The sequence below is a fragment of the Cupriavidus lacunae genome (assembly GCF_003353055.1).
GTDB classification, from domain to species: Bacteria; Pseudomonadota; Gammaproteobacteria; order Burkholderiales; family Burkholderiaceae; genus Cupriavidus; species Cupriavidus lacunae.
This window is the reverse complement of the sequence record NZ_QKWJ01000094.1, coordinates 1-15,323: the sequence shown is the minus strand read 5'-3', so window position 1 is coordinate 15,323 and position 15,323 is coordinate 1. Positions and strand designations below refer to the sequence as shown.

At 61.8% G+C, this 15,323-nt stretch carries 11 protein-coding genes; 8 read left to right on the top strand and 3 right to left on the bottom strand.

Going from position 1 to position 15,323, the window contains the following annotated elements; translation table 11 throughout:
• Window positions 1-57: 57 nt before the first annotated feature.
• Both DN412_RS36715 and DN412_RS36710 read left to right on the top strand, forming a co-directional pair.
• Window positions 58-1,701 (top strand): ISL3 family transposase, encoded by a 1,644-nt coding sequence (locus DN412_RS36715; protein ID WP_115216028.1) that lies wholly within the window; start codon window positions 58-60, stop codon window positions 1,699-1,701.
• 238 nt (window positions 1,702-1,939) lie between these two features.
• On the top strand, window positions 1,940-2,314 hold the full coding sequence (locus DN412_RS36710) for a dihydrodipicolinate synthase family protein (RefSeq protein WP_244222968.1): 375 nt from the start codon (window positions 1,940-1,942) through the stop codon (window positions 2,312-2,314).
• Between the two features lie 46 nt (window positions 2,315-2,360).
• Here the strand turns inward: DN412_RS36710 and aspA are convergent, their stop codons facing one another.
• Complete coding sequence (aspA, locus tag DN412_RS36705) at window positions 2,361-3,794, bottom strand: aspartate ammonia-lyase (protein WP_115216027.1); 1,434 nt, start codon at window positions 3,792-3,794, stop codon at window positions 2,361-2,363.
• Between the two features lie 392 nt (window positions 3,795-4,186).
• Window positions 4,187-5,739, bottom strand: a protein-coding gene (locus DN412_RS36700) for an IS3 family transposase (protein WP_244222967.1) whose coding sequence is annotated in 2 segments (ribosomal slippage) — window positions 4,187-5,277 and window positions 5,277-5,739 — 1,554 coding nt in all. Because the reading frame shifts where the segments join, the coding sequence is not laid out codon by codon here.
• A 342-nt stretch (window positions 5,740-6,081) separates the two neighbouring features.
• On the opposite strand from DN412_RS36700, the gene DN412_RS45085 reads away from it, so the two are divergent.
• Window positions 6,082-6,633 carry a helix-turn-helix domain-containing protein gene (locus DN412_RS45085; protein WP_244222966.1) on the top strand — a complete coding sequence of 184 codons (552 nt, stop codon included), beginning with the start codon at window positions 6,082-6,084 and terminating at the stop codon, window positions 6,631-6,633.
• Window positions 6,634-7,193: 560 nt separating this feature from the next.
• On the opposite strand, the gene DN412_RS36690 is transcribed toward DN412_RS45085, so the two are convergent.
• A complete protein-coding gene (locus DN412_RS36690) occupies window positions 7,194-8,087 on the bottom strand; it encodes a LysR family transcriptional regulator (protein WP_115216026.1) in 894 nt (297 codons plus the stop codon).
• A gap of 110 nt (window positions 8,088-8,197) precedes the next feature.
• Between DN412_RS36690 and mdlC the strand changes: the two genes are divergently transcribed.
• The 5 genes from mdlC to DN412_RS36665 all read left to right on the top strand — a co-directional run bounded on the left by mdlC (window position 8,198) and on the right by DN412_RS36665 (window position 15,002).
• Entirely contained in the window at window positions 8,198-9,775 is a 1,578-nt protein-coding gene (gene mdlC, locus DN412_RS36685; RefSeq protein ID WP_115216025.1) for a benzoylformate decarboxylase, read from the top strand.
• Window positions 9,776-9,794: 19 nt separating this feature from the next.
• Window positions 9,795-10,976, top strand: a complete 1,182-nt coding sequence (locus DN412_RS36680) for an alpha-hydroxy-acid oxidizing protein (RefSeq protein WP_115216024.1) — start codon at window positions 9,795-9,797, stop codon at window positions 10,974-10,976.
• A complete protein-coding gene (locus DN412_RS36675; protein ID WP_115216023.1) occupies window positions 10,973-12,055 on the top strand; it encodes an enolase C-terminal domain-like protein in 1,083 nt (360 codons plus the stop codon). Before DN412_RS36680 ends, DN412_RS36675 begins: the two co-directional genes overlap by 4 nt.
• Window positions 12,056-12,148: 93 nt before the next feature.
• Window positions 12,149-13,501: an MFS transporter gene (locus DN412_RS36670; protein WP_115216022.1), complete on the top strand. Its 1,353-nt coding sequence runs from the start codon at window positions 12,149-12,151 to the stop codon at window positions 13,499-13,501.
• 40 nt (window positions 13,502-13,541) lie between these two features.
• Window positions 13,542-15,002, top strand: a complete 1,461-nt coding sequence (locus tag DN412_RS36665) for a benzaldehyde dehydrogenase (protein WP_115216021.1) — start codon at window positions 13,542-13,544, stop codon at window positions 15,000-15,002.
• The last annotated feature ends 321 nt before the right edge of the window (window positions 15,003-15,323 follow it).

Sequence of the window (15,323 nt, the reverse complement as noted above, 5' to 3'; positions counted from 1 at the left end):
AACGCGTGAATGGCGTTGTGTTCTTCGGGCCGATCTGGCTTTACTTTGATCGTTACCATGAGCCAAGTTCTCGGTGGGATCGATCGTATTCTCGCCCGTGTAGGTAAGCGCGTCGTCTCCAGTGACGCGCGAGGGGAGACCGTTACTGTCGAAGCCTGCAGTACGGTTCGCGCGGCACCGTGTCCTGCCTGCCATCGTTGGAGTAACCGACGCCACGGCAGCTATGTGCGCAGGCTGGAAGAACGTCCGATGCTCGACCAGCGGGTCGTTCTCGCCGTTGAGGTGCGTCGCTTCAAGTGTGCAAATGCCGGCTGCCCGCGTCGTACGTTTGCCGAGAACATCCACGCCTTAGCCGGTCGGCATCAACGTCGTACGCAATCGCAGGCTCGGGCGTTGCACGCGCTGGGCCATGCCCTCGGTGGTGAGGCGGCTGCCCGGCTAGCTAACGTCCTGGGCTTGCGTACCAGTGCCGACACCGTGCTGCGGGAGTTGCGCAGAGCTCCTGAGCGCAAGCGCAAACCACGACCGCGGGTCGTCGGCATCGATGACTGGGCGATCGCGAGCGGTCACCAGTACGGAACGATCATCGTCGACCTGGAGCGACGTGAGCCGATCGAGGTGTTCGCCGGCAGGGAAGGAACTGCGGTGGCCGCGCGGATGCGTGCGCACCCATCGATCGAGATCGTCGCCAGGGACCGGGCCGGGGCCTACTCCGAGGCCGTCGACATTGCGCTGCCGGCAGCCACGCAGGTCTCGGATCGCTGGCATCTACTGTGCAACTTGCGCGACAACGTCGAGAGACTGCTGTGCCGACTCGGACCGCAACTGCGCCAAGCCGCGCAGCAAGTCGAGGTCCGTGGCGTGAACCTGGGCCGGCAGCGGGAGCTGAGCCGCAACTCACTGTGGTCATGGCAGCGTCTGAGCGATCAGCGACGCGCCTCGCGGCTGGAGCTGTACGAGCGGATTATGGCGCTACACGCCCAGGGCGGCACGATGAAAGGAATCGGGCAAGAGCTCTCAATCGACCATCGAACCGTGCGCAACTTCATCACCGCGGGGGCGTTCCCCGAGCGCGCACCCAGGGCGCGGGGTCCGACGCCTTTAGATCCTTATCTCAGCGATATCGAGGAACGAATCGCGCAGGGCTGTCGCTTTCCTGAACTGATCTGGCGGGAACTCAAGCAGCGAGGATACACGGGCAGTCGCGCCGCCGTTCGGAATTGCGTGATTCGCCTCCTTTTTCCGCAGGGCAAGAAGCCTCTTTTCCAGGCACCCGTGCGCACGATGCCGTGCCCGTCGGCCCGGCGCGTGTTCGTATGGCTTATAGGATGGAGGAAGCTCGCGGTCGCGGAGCCCAGGAACGCGGACCACGAGCGCTTCGTGCAGGCGCTGTGCAAGATCGAACCCGTGGTGGGCGAGGTCCGCAGCCTCGCGCGGGAGTTTCTCGGGCTCATGCACCGGCGAAGTCCGCGGCAGTTCGATCGATGGTTGAAGCGTCTGTCGCGCTGCGACGCTGCGGAAATGCGCAGGTTCGCGCAAAGCCTGCGCGCCGACTTACCGGCTGTGCGTGCGGCCTTCAAGCTGCCATGGAGCAATGGCCAGACCGAGGGCCACGTCAACCGGCTCAAGTTCCTCAAGCGCCAGATGTATGGCCGCGCGAACATCGAGCTTCTGCGGCTGCGGGTATTGAAGCCAAGCTGAAACGGCCCGCCTTGTCCTACTGGGCCCGCTAGCCCGTTCGCCATCGCAGAGGAATGAGCTCGTGGGGCCAGGGCGAGGCCGACGGGGCTCGCCCAGGTTCGCGAATAAGCAGAAGTATGGTGGTGGGGGCGATGGAGACGACGGCCGTTCCAATCCTCCACGCGAGTTCGCCGTCGTCACACAAATTGCGGAAGACCCGACTTTCCTTTGTTCTACGGCCTTCGAGAAGGACGGCTCGATGCGGCATATCTCCATCCTGTGCGGGAATAACGGCCTGTTCCTGGACTACGAGATGGAACGTGGTGCTGATGGGGCCAATACTGGGTATTGCTTCCCCGATATGCTTTGTGATGTGGTGCGTCTCACCGAGCAGGGCAAGCGTGAAGAGGCACATGATCTCTTCGACGCGCACCTTCCTTTGCTGCACTATGAGCAGCAACCGGGCGTCGGCCTCGCTGTGCGGAAATATGTGCTGATGAAGCGTGGAATCCTGTCATCTGCAGCACAACGCAAGCCGGCCGCTGCCATGTCCGCGCAGGCGCGGCTGGAGGTTGACCACTTGCTGCGCAGGCTTGCCGCCCGAGATCGCAGGGCAGCGGGGCTTGTATCCTAGAGCAGGACCGTCGGGCCAGTCTTCCCATTGAAACGGGCGCGTGTTGTCATCGGACAAACGACTTCCCGTGCAAGTCCAGCGGCACCGGCTGGGTCAGCGTCTCGGGGCGCAGGATGCGGTCGAGTTCCTCTTTCGACAGCAAGCCCTTGCGCAAGACGATTTCATAGACGCTGCCGCCGGTGGCGTGCGCTTCCTGCGCAACGGCGGTCGCGTTCGCATAGCCGATGTAGGGGTTGAGCGCCGTCACGACGCCGATCGAGTTCTCGACAGTGGCGCGCAGCCGGTCGGCATTCGCGGTGATGCCACTGACGCAGCGTTCGGCGAGCGTCAGGCAGCCGTTGCGCAGATGGCTGATGCTCTTGAACAGGCTGTGCGCGATGATCGGCTCGAACGCATTGAGCTGGAGCTGGCCGGCCTCGGCCGCAAAGCTGACGGTGACGTCATTGCCGATGACTTCGAAGGCGATCTGATTCACGACTTCGGGGATCACCGGATTCACCTTGCCGGGCATGATGCTGGAGCCGGCCTGCATCGGCGGCAGGTTGATCTCACCCAGGCCAGCGCGCGGGCCGCTGGACAACAGCCTCAGGTCGTTACAGGTCTTCGATAACTTCACGGCAACGCGCTTCAACACGCCGGAGAGCTGCACGAAGGAGCCGCAGTCCTGCGTGGCCTCGATCAGATTGGGTGCGGTCTCCAGCGGGATGCCGGTGATCTCGCGCAGGCGCCGCAGCACCACGGGCGCATACGATGGATGTGCGGTGATGCCGGTGCCGATCGCGGTGGCCCCAAGGTTGATCTCGCAGATCAGCATCGCGGCTTCGCGCAGGCGCGCCTCGTCCTCTCCGAGCATCACGGCGTAAGTGCTGAATTCCTGGCCGAGCGTCATCGGCACGGCATCCTGCAGCTGAGTGCGGCCCATCTTGATGATGTGAGCGAACTCGTCGGCCTTCGCCTCGAAGGCCCGCCGCAGCACCGCCATGGCATCCACAAGACCGACGATACCGAACCACGTAGCGACCTTCAGCGCGCTCGGGTAGACATCGTTGGTGCTCTGGCCGATGTTCACGTGCTCGTTCGGGTGCAGGTGCTGGTACTCGCCCTTCTGATGGCCGAGCAGTTCGAGCGCGCGGTTGGCGATCACCTCATTTGCGTTCATGTTGGTCGAGGTGCCGGCGCCGCCCTGAATCACATCGACGACAAACTGGTCGTGCAGCTTTCCGGCAATCAGCTCCTGGCAGGCGCCGACGATTGCGTCGCAGCGCGCCTTGTCGAGCAGGCCCAGCTCATGGTTGGCCTGCGCCGCGGCCTGCTTGATCGCGGCCAGCGCCTTGATCAGCTCTGGGTAGATGGAGATCGGGGTGCCTGTGATAGGGAAATTCTCGACGGCGCGCAAGGTATGCACGCCGTAGTAGGCCGCGACAGGGACTTCACGGTCGCCAAGGAGGTCATGTTCGGTTCTGAAAAGTGCGGCAGTCATAGTTACGCTCCTCGCATAAATTGGTTTCAGCATTGCTGCCGAAGTCTAGGGAATCGGCCGCACCTACACCACGTTCGATGCCAAGATTTCATGGGGTGTCGCGGCGCAGCGCATGGTTATGCAGGATTGGCATAACGTGGATTCGGTTTTACCGGTCGCCTGCCGTGAAGTGTAGTAAAAGTGCTCCCTCCAGGCCTTGTCAAAAGAGTTTGTAAATCAAAAGGTTAGCGGTTTCCCTGTTAGCCTCCGTACCAAGATTACTTCCATTTTTCGAGTAGTAATCTTGGTACTCTCTCCGGCGGCGCGAAGTAATTCTGGAACGATCGCGGGTCCGTCACTTTGTAGCATCTTTACTTTCTTTCGGCGGTTGTCAACGTAGTTGTCGCGTCACCTCACGCAACCTGCTTTAATTCTGCCGGCGCAATCCGCTCCGGATTGAGCCAGACTTCGTCTGCCAAGCTCCAGTCCCGCGTCGGCCCTGACCATCGCGCAGGCGTTCTGGCCTTAGCCTCAGCATAGACCGCTTCACGGTGCGCCAGGACCGCCGGGGCGAGACCACTGTGGCGCTGCGCCGGCGTGACGAATTTCAGTCCACTATGCTTGTGCTCATGGTTGTACCAACGCACGAATCGCTGCGTCCATGTGCGAGCCTCGTCGACGCTGCCAAACGCCTGGCCCGGGTAGTCCGGCCGATATTTGCAGGTCCGGAACAGCGACTCCGCGTAGGGATTGTCATTGCTCACACGCGGCCGGCTGAACGAAGCGACCACCCCCAGGTTTTCCAGGGTGGCCAGCATCGTCGCCCCCTTCATTGGACTGCCGTTATCCGAGTGCAGCACCAGGGGACGTCCAGCCAGACCTTCGGCCAAACTGGCTCGCCGCATGAGCAACGCCGCCAACTCTGCCGATTCCGCCCGATGCACTTCGTGACCGACGATCTTGCGGCTGAACACGTCCAGCATCATGTACCAGTAGTAGTACTGCCCCTTGATTTCCGCTGGCATCCAGGTGATGTCCCAACTCCACACCTGATTGGGTCCGGTGGCGCAATGGCTGGTCACCACCCGGGCCGAGGGCTTGCGCGCTCGACCGCGGTGATGCTGCTGCGACGCACTACGCAAGACACGATAAAAACTCGACTCCGAGGCCACGTACTGGCCGCGGTCCGCCAGCGTCGGGATGATCTGGCTGGGCGGCAAACTGGCAAACTCCACGCTGTTGGCTACCTCAAGAATTAACTGGCGTTCCGGCTCGCTGAGCTTGTTGGCTGGCGCCGGCCGCTCAGTGGTGGTGCGAGCATCTGCGACCACCTCATCGCCCTCCTGAACCCAGCGCTGGAAGGTGCGCAAGCTCAGACCCAACTCGTCGCAAGCCTGCGCCAGTCGGCAGCCAGAGCGTTCTGCCTCACGAATCAACGATATACACAACCGGCGATCTGGGACGCTGATCAGTCGTCCTCTTTTTCTCCCCAAATCGCCTGGGCTTTTTTTCTCAGAATCAGCAACGCGGCCGCTTCCGCCAGCGCCTTCTCCTTTCGCTGCAATTCCTTCTCAAGCTGCTGGATGCGCTTCTTGTCACCCTTGGACTGAAGCCGTTGTTCTCGCGCCTGTTCACCGGCGTTGGCATTGGCCGATCGACAGGCCTCTCGCCAAGCAGCGATCTGCTCCGCGTAAAGACCCTTGCGGCGGCAATACTCCGCCAATTCCGCTTCATTGAGCGGCGCGGTTTCCAGCACCACCGCAAACTTGTCTTCCGAGGACCAGGCCTCGGGGTTCTTTCCATCTCCCGGCACCGGGACTCCTTGCGCTTTCATCTGTCGACGCCAAGCATACAGCGTCTGTTCAGTGATTCCCGTCTCCCTTGCCAGCGCCGACACCAACGCGTTCTCGGGGGGCATCATGCGGCGCAACAGCGCTTCCTTCCTCTCTGCTGAATAAGCTCTCATTCACTCTGACTCTACCGCCCCCAGACTGGGTCAATCGAAATCAGGTAACACGACAACTATTCTGACGCCGGGGGCTTTCGCTCTGACTACGCGGCTTCGCTCTCGTTGAGTAAAAGGAGCGTTCTCGCGAATCATGCTTAAAAATTGGCTGCAATCTCGGCCGAGAACCAAATGCAAGGTGGCCTTGCCGCAGTGTGAGAGTAGGCGCGCAGTGGGCACGCATTCACCGAACTGCGGAAGTAAAGATGATGCTATGAGCGTAATCACGGGCCCGAATCAACGTTACTTCACAAAGGGAGCGCGATTACTACACTTCACGAATGATGAGCGCGGCTCGCACGAATGACGATCTTCAACAATTTGCCGCTGGACGGATTCGGACGCAAAAATGCAATTAATCGCCACGATTTAACTTACGACCGCAAATGCACTGGCTTGCATGAGGCAGTTCCCTTCGGCATAGAAGGCAGCCAACCAGATCCGGATTATAATTTCACTTTCATGAAACCATATGGCCAGCAGCCCCGCTGGCTTGCCTTCTTCATGGGACGAGCCCCGATGCCGCGACCACTCCCTGATCCGACACCACCGTCGCGCGCGACAATTCGCACCATTCATCAACTGGGCGACCGCATTCGAGCCACCCGGGCAGGGGACGGGGTACCCATTGACCAGGCGGCGAGGCATTGCGGGGTCTCCATCGGCATGCTGTCCAAGCTCGAGAACGGCAAGGGCGTCAATCTCGAGCACGCCCTGCGTGTGCTGGACGGGCTGGGTTTGACGATGCTGGTCGTTCCCAAGGCCCATGCGCCTTGGCTCGAACAGGCAGCGGCCCATGCGGCCCACATCGGCGAGGATGCGGCCAGGGAACAGCATGCCTGGCTGGGACAGTAGAGACGCGATCAAGATGGGGTCAATCTCGGATGCTTCCCGATCGGTGCGGCAATCTTTGGCCTGCCGCGCGGGGCGCGCCTTACGTCATGCTAGCCCAGCCGATGCGATGCCGCTCCTGCGTTGCCGCGCTCGGCGGCGTTGTGGAATGGGCCAGGAGAGATCCGATGGACTCCTTTACCCGTGCCGTGGAGTCGGTGTTGATGAACGGACCCCAGTGGGACAGCCACAGGATTGGTGCTTGAGCCGGCACATTGGGAGCGAGCCGTGTGGGAGTCCGGGTACGTGGCCGCGCAACAGACGGTGCGACTGCCGGTATAGCCATGGTCTTGCCGATCCTTGTGCTGGAGGCGCCGGAGCTTATACCGGTGTACCAGCAGACAACGCACAAATGACGCGCTGCAGCTTCAAGGTCGGTGCAAACGAATGGGCGCGACAAACTCATACGCCATTGGCGTCAAGTCCTCGGCCTCCCGGTGCCAATCGGCAGCAGCGGGCACTGTCAGACGCTCCCACTACCATCGCACCGGACGCCGGGCCACATTGTTCATGAAGCTGAGGCGTCAGACCGTGCTGAGGGCTCGACTGATGGTGTCGCAAAACCATTGCTGTGCAGTCGAATCTTCGGCATGTGGATACCAGTACAAATTGACGTCAAAAGAAGGAATTGGTAACGGCAGCGGCAGTACCCGCATGCGACCGTCCATGGCAAATGCATTGGCGATGCGGGTTGGTAGCGTCAGTAGCAGGTCGGTGGAAGCAATCACCGCAACAAGGCTTGTGAAGTGCGGGACCCGCAAGGCCACCTTGCGCGTCAGTCCCATTTCGCTCATTACGTCCTCGACCAGATGGTGACCGGTGAATGGCGCCACCACGACGTGTTCTGCCGCCACGAATTCAGCGAGGCTAAGCGTGTCGCCGATGGTTGGATGTGAGGCGCTCAGCAGGCAAGAGTAGCTCTCCGTGAAAATCGTCTTCTTGCGCGCCCGTCCGCCGGCAAGCTGTACGTTCCCCACTGCCGCGTCGACACTGCCCGTCTGCAGCCAGTCGCCAATAAGCTCACTGTCCATCTGTACGATCTCCAGGCCGACCTGCGGCGCAATGCGCTTCAGCTCGCGCACCAGCAGCGGCAAGAAATACAGTTCGCCCAGATCGGAAAGTGCCAGCCGGAACGAGCGCTTCGAGCGTTGCGGATCGAACTGTCGCGTCGCCGAAATAGCCACTTCGATGCTGTCTAGCGCACTCCTGAACGAATGGAAGAGCTGCGTGGCGTTGAAAGTGGGCACCATGCCGTCCCGCGTGCGCGTGAAAAGTGGGTCGTTCAGCACATCGCGTAAGCGGTTCAATGCGTAGCTGACGGAGGGCTGCGTGACGTTCAGCCGCTTCGCTGCGGCGCTCACGCTCCGTGTCTCGTAGATGGCGACGAAAGTCCGGATCAGGTTCAGGTCCGTGGTCATGGGTTCGTGCGGTCATATAGATATCATCTATTTTAAGAACAAAAAAATGATGATTGGATTTATTTGTGCTGGACCCCTAGCATTTCTGCGTTGACCAGGAGTTTTTTGCTATGACGACCGTGCACCAGGCTTGCTACGAGATCCTTCGCGCGCAGCGATTGACCACGTTCTTTGGGAACCCGGGCTCCAACGAGCTTCCCTTTCTTAAGGATTTTCCCGAGGATTTCCGCTACATCCTCGGCTTGCACGAGGGGGCGGTCGTAGGCATGGCCGACGGGTTCGCCCAGGCGAACGGCAAGCCGGCGCTGGTCAATCTCCACTCGGCGGCCGGTACCGGCAATGCCATGGGGGCGCTCGCCAACGCCTGGAACTCGCATACCCCCCTCGTGGTCACCGCGGGGCAGCAGGTCAGGCCGATGATCGGCGTCGAGGCCCTGCTGGCCAACGTGGACGCGGCCAGCCTGCCGCGCCCGCTGGTCAAGTGGAGTGCCGAGCCAAGCTGTGCGCAGGAGGTGCCGCTGGCTTTGAGCCGCGCGATTCACATGGCGGCAGCCCCCGCTTCAGGCCCAGTGTATTTGTCGGTGCCTTATGACGACTGGAAACAGGAGGCGGGTCCCGGGGTTGAGCACCTTGCCGGCCGGCACGTAGAGACGGCCGGCATGCCAGGGCCGGATACGCTGTCGAGGCTCGCCAGCGCGCTGGAGATGGCATCGAATCCGGTGATGGTCGTCGGCCCGGATGTCGATGCGTGCGGCGCCAACGGGTCGGCGGTCACGCTGGCCGAAAGGCTGGCGATGCCGGTCTGGATGGCCCCCTCCGCACCGCGTTGTTCGTTTCCGACCACGCATGAATGCTTCCGCGGCCTGCTGCCAGCCGGTATCGCGAGCATCAGCCGGTTGCTGGAAGGGCACGATTTGGTGCTGGTCGTGGGTGCGCCGGTGTTCAGATACCACCAGTACGAGCCCGGCGACTTCCTGCCCAAAGGCACGCGTCTTATCTCGATTACCTGTGACATCAACGAGGCTGCGCGGGCCCCGATGGGTGACGCCGTCATCGCCGACATAGCCGGCACGCTGCGCGCGCTGGCCGAGACGGCAAGCCAGGCCTCGCGCCCGATGCCTGTGGCACGCGTCCGTCCCGCTCTTGCCGAGGAAGAAGCCGGCCCGCTGGCGCCCGAGCGCGTGTTCGACATCCTGGACGAGATGGCGCCGCGCAACGCCATCTACGTGAACGAGTCCACCTCCACGACCAACATCATGTGGCAGCGCTTGCGCATGACCGAGCAGGGCAGCTACTACTTCGCCGCGGCCGGCGGCCTGGGCTTTGCACTGCCTGCTGCCGTGGGCATCCAACTTGCGAAGCCGGAACGCCGCGTCATCGGCGTGATCGGCGACGGCTCGGCCAACTATGGCATCCAGGCGCTGTGGACGGCTGCGCAATACAACATCCCGGCCATCTTCCTGATCATGAAGAACGGCACGTATGGCGCATTGCGGTGGTTCGCCGGGGTGCTCGAGGCAGACAACGTGCCCGGCCTGGATGTGCCCGGCCTGGACTTTTGCGCGCTGGCGCGCGGCTACGGCGTAGAGGCCCTGCACGCAGACAGCAGCCAAACGCTGATCACATCGCTTCGAGAGGCGCTTGCCGGCGACCGGCCAGTGCTCATCGAGGTGGAGACGCGTGCCTGAGCGGGCAGGGGACTGTGTCATGAGCAAGCCTGTCAACACGGCAGATTACCGCGCCCTCGCCAGGAAGCGCCTTCCGCGCATGGTGTTCGATTACCTCGAAGGCGGAGCGGAAGACGAGATCGGCCTGCGGCACAACCGGGGCGCCTTCGAAAAGGTCAAGTTCCAGCCACGCCGCCTGGTCGACATCAGCAGCCGCAGCACCCGGACATCGCTCTTCGGCAAGCCATTGTCCGCGCCGATGGTGATCGCGCCGACCGGGCTGAACGGCATCTTCTGGCCGGATGGCGATCTCGCGCTGGCCCGGGCGGCAGGCAAGTTCGGGATACCTTTCGTGCTGTCGACCGCGTCGACGTCGTCGATCGAGGCCGTTGCGGACGTTGCATCGGGCGAACTCTGGTTCCAGCTGTACATCGTGCACAGGAAGCTCGCCGAGCGGCTCGTGCAGCGCGCGCTGGCGGCCGGCTATACGACGCTGGTGCTGACCACGGACGTCGGGGTCAATGGGAAGCGCGAACGCGACCTGCGCAACGGATTCGCCATGCCGGTGCGATACACCCTGCGCACGCTGCTCGATGGCATCCTGCATCCGCGCTGGTCCTGGGATCTCGTCCGGCATGGCATGCCGCAGCTCGCCAACTTTGCTTCAGCCGACGTTAGGGACGCCGAAATCCAGGCGGCTTTGATGAGCCGTCAGATGGACGCGAGCTTTGCGTGGCAAGACCTCAAATGGCTGCGCGACATGTGGCCGCATACATTGCTGATCAAAGGTATCAGCCGCCCTGACGATGCCGAGCGTTGCATCGAACTCGGTGCGGACGGTGTCATCCTCTCAAACCATGGCGGACGGCAACTGGACGCCGCCATCGCCCCGCTCGAAGCTTTGTCTGTCACGTCGCAACGCATCGGTGCTCCGGTATTGATAGACAGCGGCACCCGCCGTGGGTCGGACGTGGTCAAGGCCGTTGCCTTGGGTGCAAAGGCTGTGCTCCTGGGCCGGGCAACGCTGTACGCGCTGGCAGCGCAGGGCGAGCGAGGTGTGGAAGCAGCCTTGTCGATGCTAAAGAGCGAGATTGATACCACGCTCGCACAAATCGGCTGTCCGGCGGTGACGCAACTGGACAGCGACTACATCTGGGCCTGCGCTTCGCAAACAACGCGAAACCGGCAATCGAACGAGCCGCTTCTTTCCTGTACACCATGAAAAACGAAATCAAGATTACCAGCCTGCGTGCGCGGTCCGTCAACGTACCGCTCGAGTACCCAGTCAAGACGGCGGTAGGAACGGTGGCGACGTCGCCGCTGGTTCTGATTGACCTGCTGACCGATGCCGGGGTCACTGGCCGGGCCTATGTGTTCACCTATACGCCGCTCGCGCTGAAGCCCGTGCAGCGGATGGTCGAAGAGCTGGGGACCGTGGTCGTTGGCATGCCGCTCGCCCCATACGCCATCGACCAGGCACTGCAGTCGCGTTTTCGCCTGATCGGCAATACCGGGTTGGTCAGGATGGCAACAGCGGGCATCGATATGGCGGCGTGGGATGCGCTGGCCAGGGCCTGCGACCTGCCGCTCGTGGAACTACTTGGCGGCAAGGCGCGGCCGCTGCGCGCGTATGACAGTCACAGCATGGATGGCGTAGCGCTTGGCCGGGAACGCGCGAAAGCGGCCGCCGAGCAGGGCTTTACCGCCATCAAGACCAAGATCGGGTATCCAACGCTGGAAGAGGATATTGCCGTCGTACGTGCCATTCGCGCCGCCGTCGGCAGCGACGTGCAGATACTGGTCGACTACAACCAGGGCCTGACTGTGCCGGAAGCCATCCGCCGGGGCCGCGCGCTGGAACAGGAAGGGATTGCCTGGATCGAAGAGCCGACCTTGCAGCACGACTACCAGGGCCATGCCGCCGTCCGCGCCGCCATGAACGTGCCCGTGCAGATGGGCGAGAACTGGTTCGGCCCCGAGGACATGGGCAAGGCGCTCGCCGCGCAGGCGAGTGATCTCTGCATGCCCGATCTGATGAAGATCGGAGGCGTAAGCGGTTGGTTGCGCGCCAGCGCACTGGCCGAGCAAGCGGCGCTGCCCATGTCGAGTCATATCTTCCAGGAGTTCAGCGCCCACCTGCTGGCGGTGACCCCTACTTGCCATTGGCTCGAGAGGATGGATCTCGCCGGCCCGGTCCTCGAGCCGCCCATCGAGTTCAAGGACGGCATGGCGCACTTCGGTCAATCCGCTGGAGCCGGCATCGTCTGGCGCGAAGACCAGGTGGACCGCTTTGCCGTCTGACTGCCGAACGGGAGATATCCGCGATCACTGATTCCCGCTGCAGCACCTGACAAGCCGGCATAGAGCGGCAAATCTTTCAACTTGGAGACACCCATGAAACAGAACATCGCTGACGATGTACTGAAGGATACGCGCGTCAATTCGTTTCACCTCATGATCATGTTCTGGTGTTCGATGCTGATGCTGTTCGACGGATATGACCTAGTGATCTATGGGTCCGTGCTGCCGCACCTGATGAGCGACTGGAATCTATCCCCCGTCGCAGCGGGTTTCATCGGCAGCAGTGCCCTGTTCGGCATGATGGTCGGGGCGCTGACATTGGGCAGTTCATCGGACCGTTTCGGTCGCAGGAAGGTCATCCTTGCCTGCCTGGTCTTTTTCAGTGCGGCGGCGCTGGCCAACGGCTTCTGCGAGAACACGACGCAGTTCACGATCTGTCGCTTCCTGACCGGCGTGGGGCTGGGCGGGATGGTGCCGAACATCGTGGCCCTGATGACGGAAATGTCTCCGCCCGGCAAGCGCAATATCATGGTGACGATCATGCTCAGCTTCTATTCCGTTGGCGGCGTCATCGCAGCGGTCTTGGGGAAGACGATAACCCCGGAGTTCGGCTGGCGTGCGAACTTCCTGATCGCGGGACTTCCGCTACTTTCGTTTCCCTTGCTTTATCGCTGGCTGCCTGAGTCGATCAGCTTTCTGGCTGGGCGCGGCCGCTTCGTAGAAATCGAGCCCCTTCTCCGCCGTTACGCGCCGCAGTACCAGGGCGGCGTGACCGGTCTGGCGACAGCATTGGGCGAAGCCAAGGATGAACATCGCCAACGTTTGCGCACGGCGGAACTGTTCACCCACGGCAGGGCTGCTGATACCTTTCTGCTGTGGATCGCGTTCGGCATGTGCATGCTGATGGTCTATGGGCTTAATACCTGGCTACCCAAGCTGATGGCGGCCAACGGCTATTCCCTTGGTTCGAGTCTGTCGTTCCTGATCACTCTCAATATTGGCGCCGTTCTGGGCGGGTTGTGCAGCGGCTGGCTGGCGGACCGCTATGGCGGTAAGCCGACGCTGATTCTTTTCTTTGTAGTTGCGGCCGTCTCGATCGAACTGCTCGGCTACAAGCAGACACAGACGGTGCTCAACCTGCTTCTCATGTGTGCGGGTGCGACAACGATTGGTACCTTGTGCATCGTGCATGCCTTTGCTGCGCAACTATACCCGGCGCAAATCCGCTCGACGGGAGTCGGCTGGGCAGCGGCTGCGGGGCGGTTCGGTGCCGTGTCAGGACCGGCGTTGGGAGGATACCTGCTGAGCCAGCAGTTTCCCAACACGTTCAATTTCATGGTGTTCGCCATCCCCGGCGTTGTGGCCGCTGTCGCCGTCTTCCTGATCTCGAACCACGGCAGGAGGGATACAGGCGCCATGCAGGCCTTGGCTAGCTCTGTCGATTGATTACCACGGCAACAGTCCTACAGCATTTGCGGAGACATTAATGACCAATAGCAATTCATGCGCATGGGAAGGGCGGATCTTCTCGAACGGTTGGGTGCCTGGCACTGGCCGCGTTGCGGACGTCGTCGAGCCGTCGACGGGGGAGACCCTGGCGACGATCGGAACAGGCCTTGCGGAAGATATCGACAGGGCAGCTAATGCCGCGCAGCGTGCGCAGCCAGGATGGGCGTCCACAAGCTTCGATAAACGCGCTGAAATCCTCCGCGAAGCCGCGCGCCTACTGAAGGCGCGGGCCGACGAGATCAACGGATGGAACGTCCGCGAGTGCGGCTCGACGGCGGCGAAGGCGGAATGGGAGCTGCACGCTACCTACGAGCAGCTGCTCATGGCGGCGGCAATGCCGATGCAACCCGAAGGCGCGCTCTACGCTTCGGCGATGCCTGGCCGCATGAACATCTGCCGCCATGTGCCGATCGGTGTCGTCGGTGTCATCGCACCATGGAATTTCCCAATCTTGCTGGCGATGCGGTCCGTTGCACCGGCACTGGCGGTTGGCAACGCGGTTATCCTGAAGCCGGACCAGCAGAGCGCCGTGTCCGGTGGACTGCTGCTGGCGCAGCTGTTCGAGGATGCGGGCCTACCCCCCGGCGTCTTCCATGTCATTCCTGGTGGTGCAGCGACTGGTGATGCTCTGGTGCGGCATCCCGGGGTGGGGATGATTTCCTTCACCGGATCGACTGCAGTCGGCCGCTCGATTGGTGAGATTTGCGGCCGGATGTTGAAAAAAGTTGCGTTGGAACTGGGCGGAAACAACGCAATCGTCGTGCTAGACGATGCTGACATCGACGCCGCTACGTCGAGCGGTGCCTGGGGGGCCTTCCTGCACCAGGGTCAGATCTGCATGCAGACGGGGCGCCATTTGGTGCATCGTTCCATTGCCGACCAGTATGCATTGAGGCTGGCGGAACGCGCGCTGAACCTCAAGGTCGGCAACCCACGGTTGTCACCGGTACATCTTGGACCATTGATCAACGAAAAGCAGCGCGACCGAATCGACAGCATTGTCAGGCGGAGCGTCGCAGCGGGTGCAAGGGTTCTCGCAGGAGGCAAGTATGAAAACCTGTTCTACGAGCCGACGGTGCTAGCGGACGTGACGACGGGAATGCCTGCATTCACAGACGAGATCTTCGGCCCGGTTGCCCCGGTTACCATCTTTGAAGACGATGAGGAAGCCGTGGCGCTTGCCAATGCGTCTGAGTATGGCCTTGCCGCGGCGATCCATACGAAATCCCTGTCGCGTGGGCTGGCGTTATCGTCCCGCATTCACGCGGGCATGGTGCACGTGAATGACCAGACCGTGAACAACGAGTTCCATGTTCCCTTTGGCGGCATGGGCGCATCCGGCAATGGCGGGAGGTTTGGCGGGCCGGCCAATTTCCATGAGTTCACTCAGACGCAATGGGTGAGTGCGCTGGACAAGCCCATCTTCTATCCGTTTTGACAGCACGGCTTCCCTCCTGCTCTGAACGTCTGATTGTGTTTGGCGGGGGGGCTGGTCCTTTCGATATGGAGACGCTGCCGTCTAACGCGGTAGCCCCTGCTTCGCGGGAGCAGATGAGGGGGCATTGTTGGTATTGGGAGACTGTCAGCGACTTGGATCCGGCGCCGGACTGAGCGTTATTGCGAAGCCCCGCAAACCCATTCCCTTATACAGAAGTAGGACCGCCTCGGCAGCCGAGCATGTAGCCTGAGGCTGCGAAATTTCGAGGTAAGGGGTTGTTAACTTCGCCAGACTCGCGTTTACTCTCGAATTTTCGCGCAG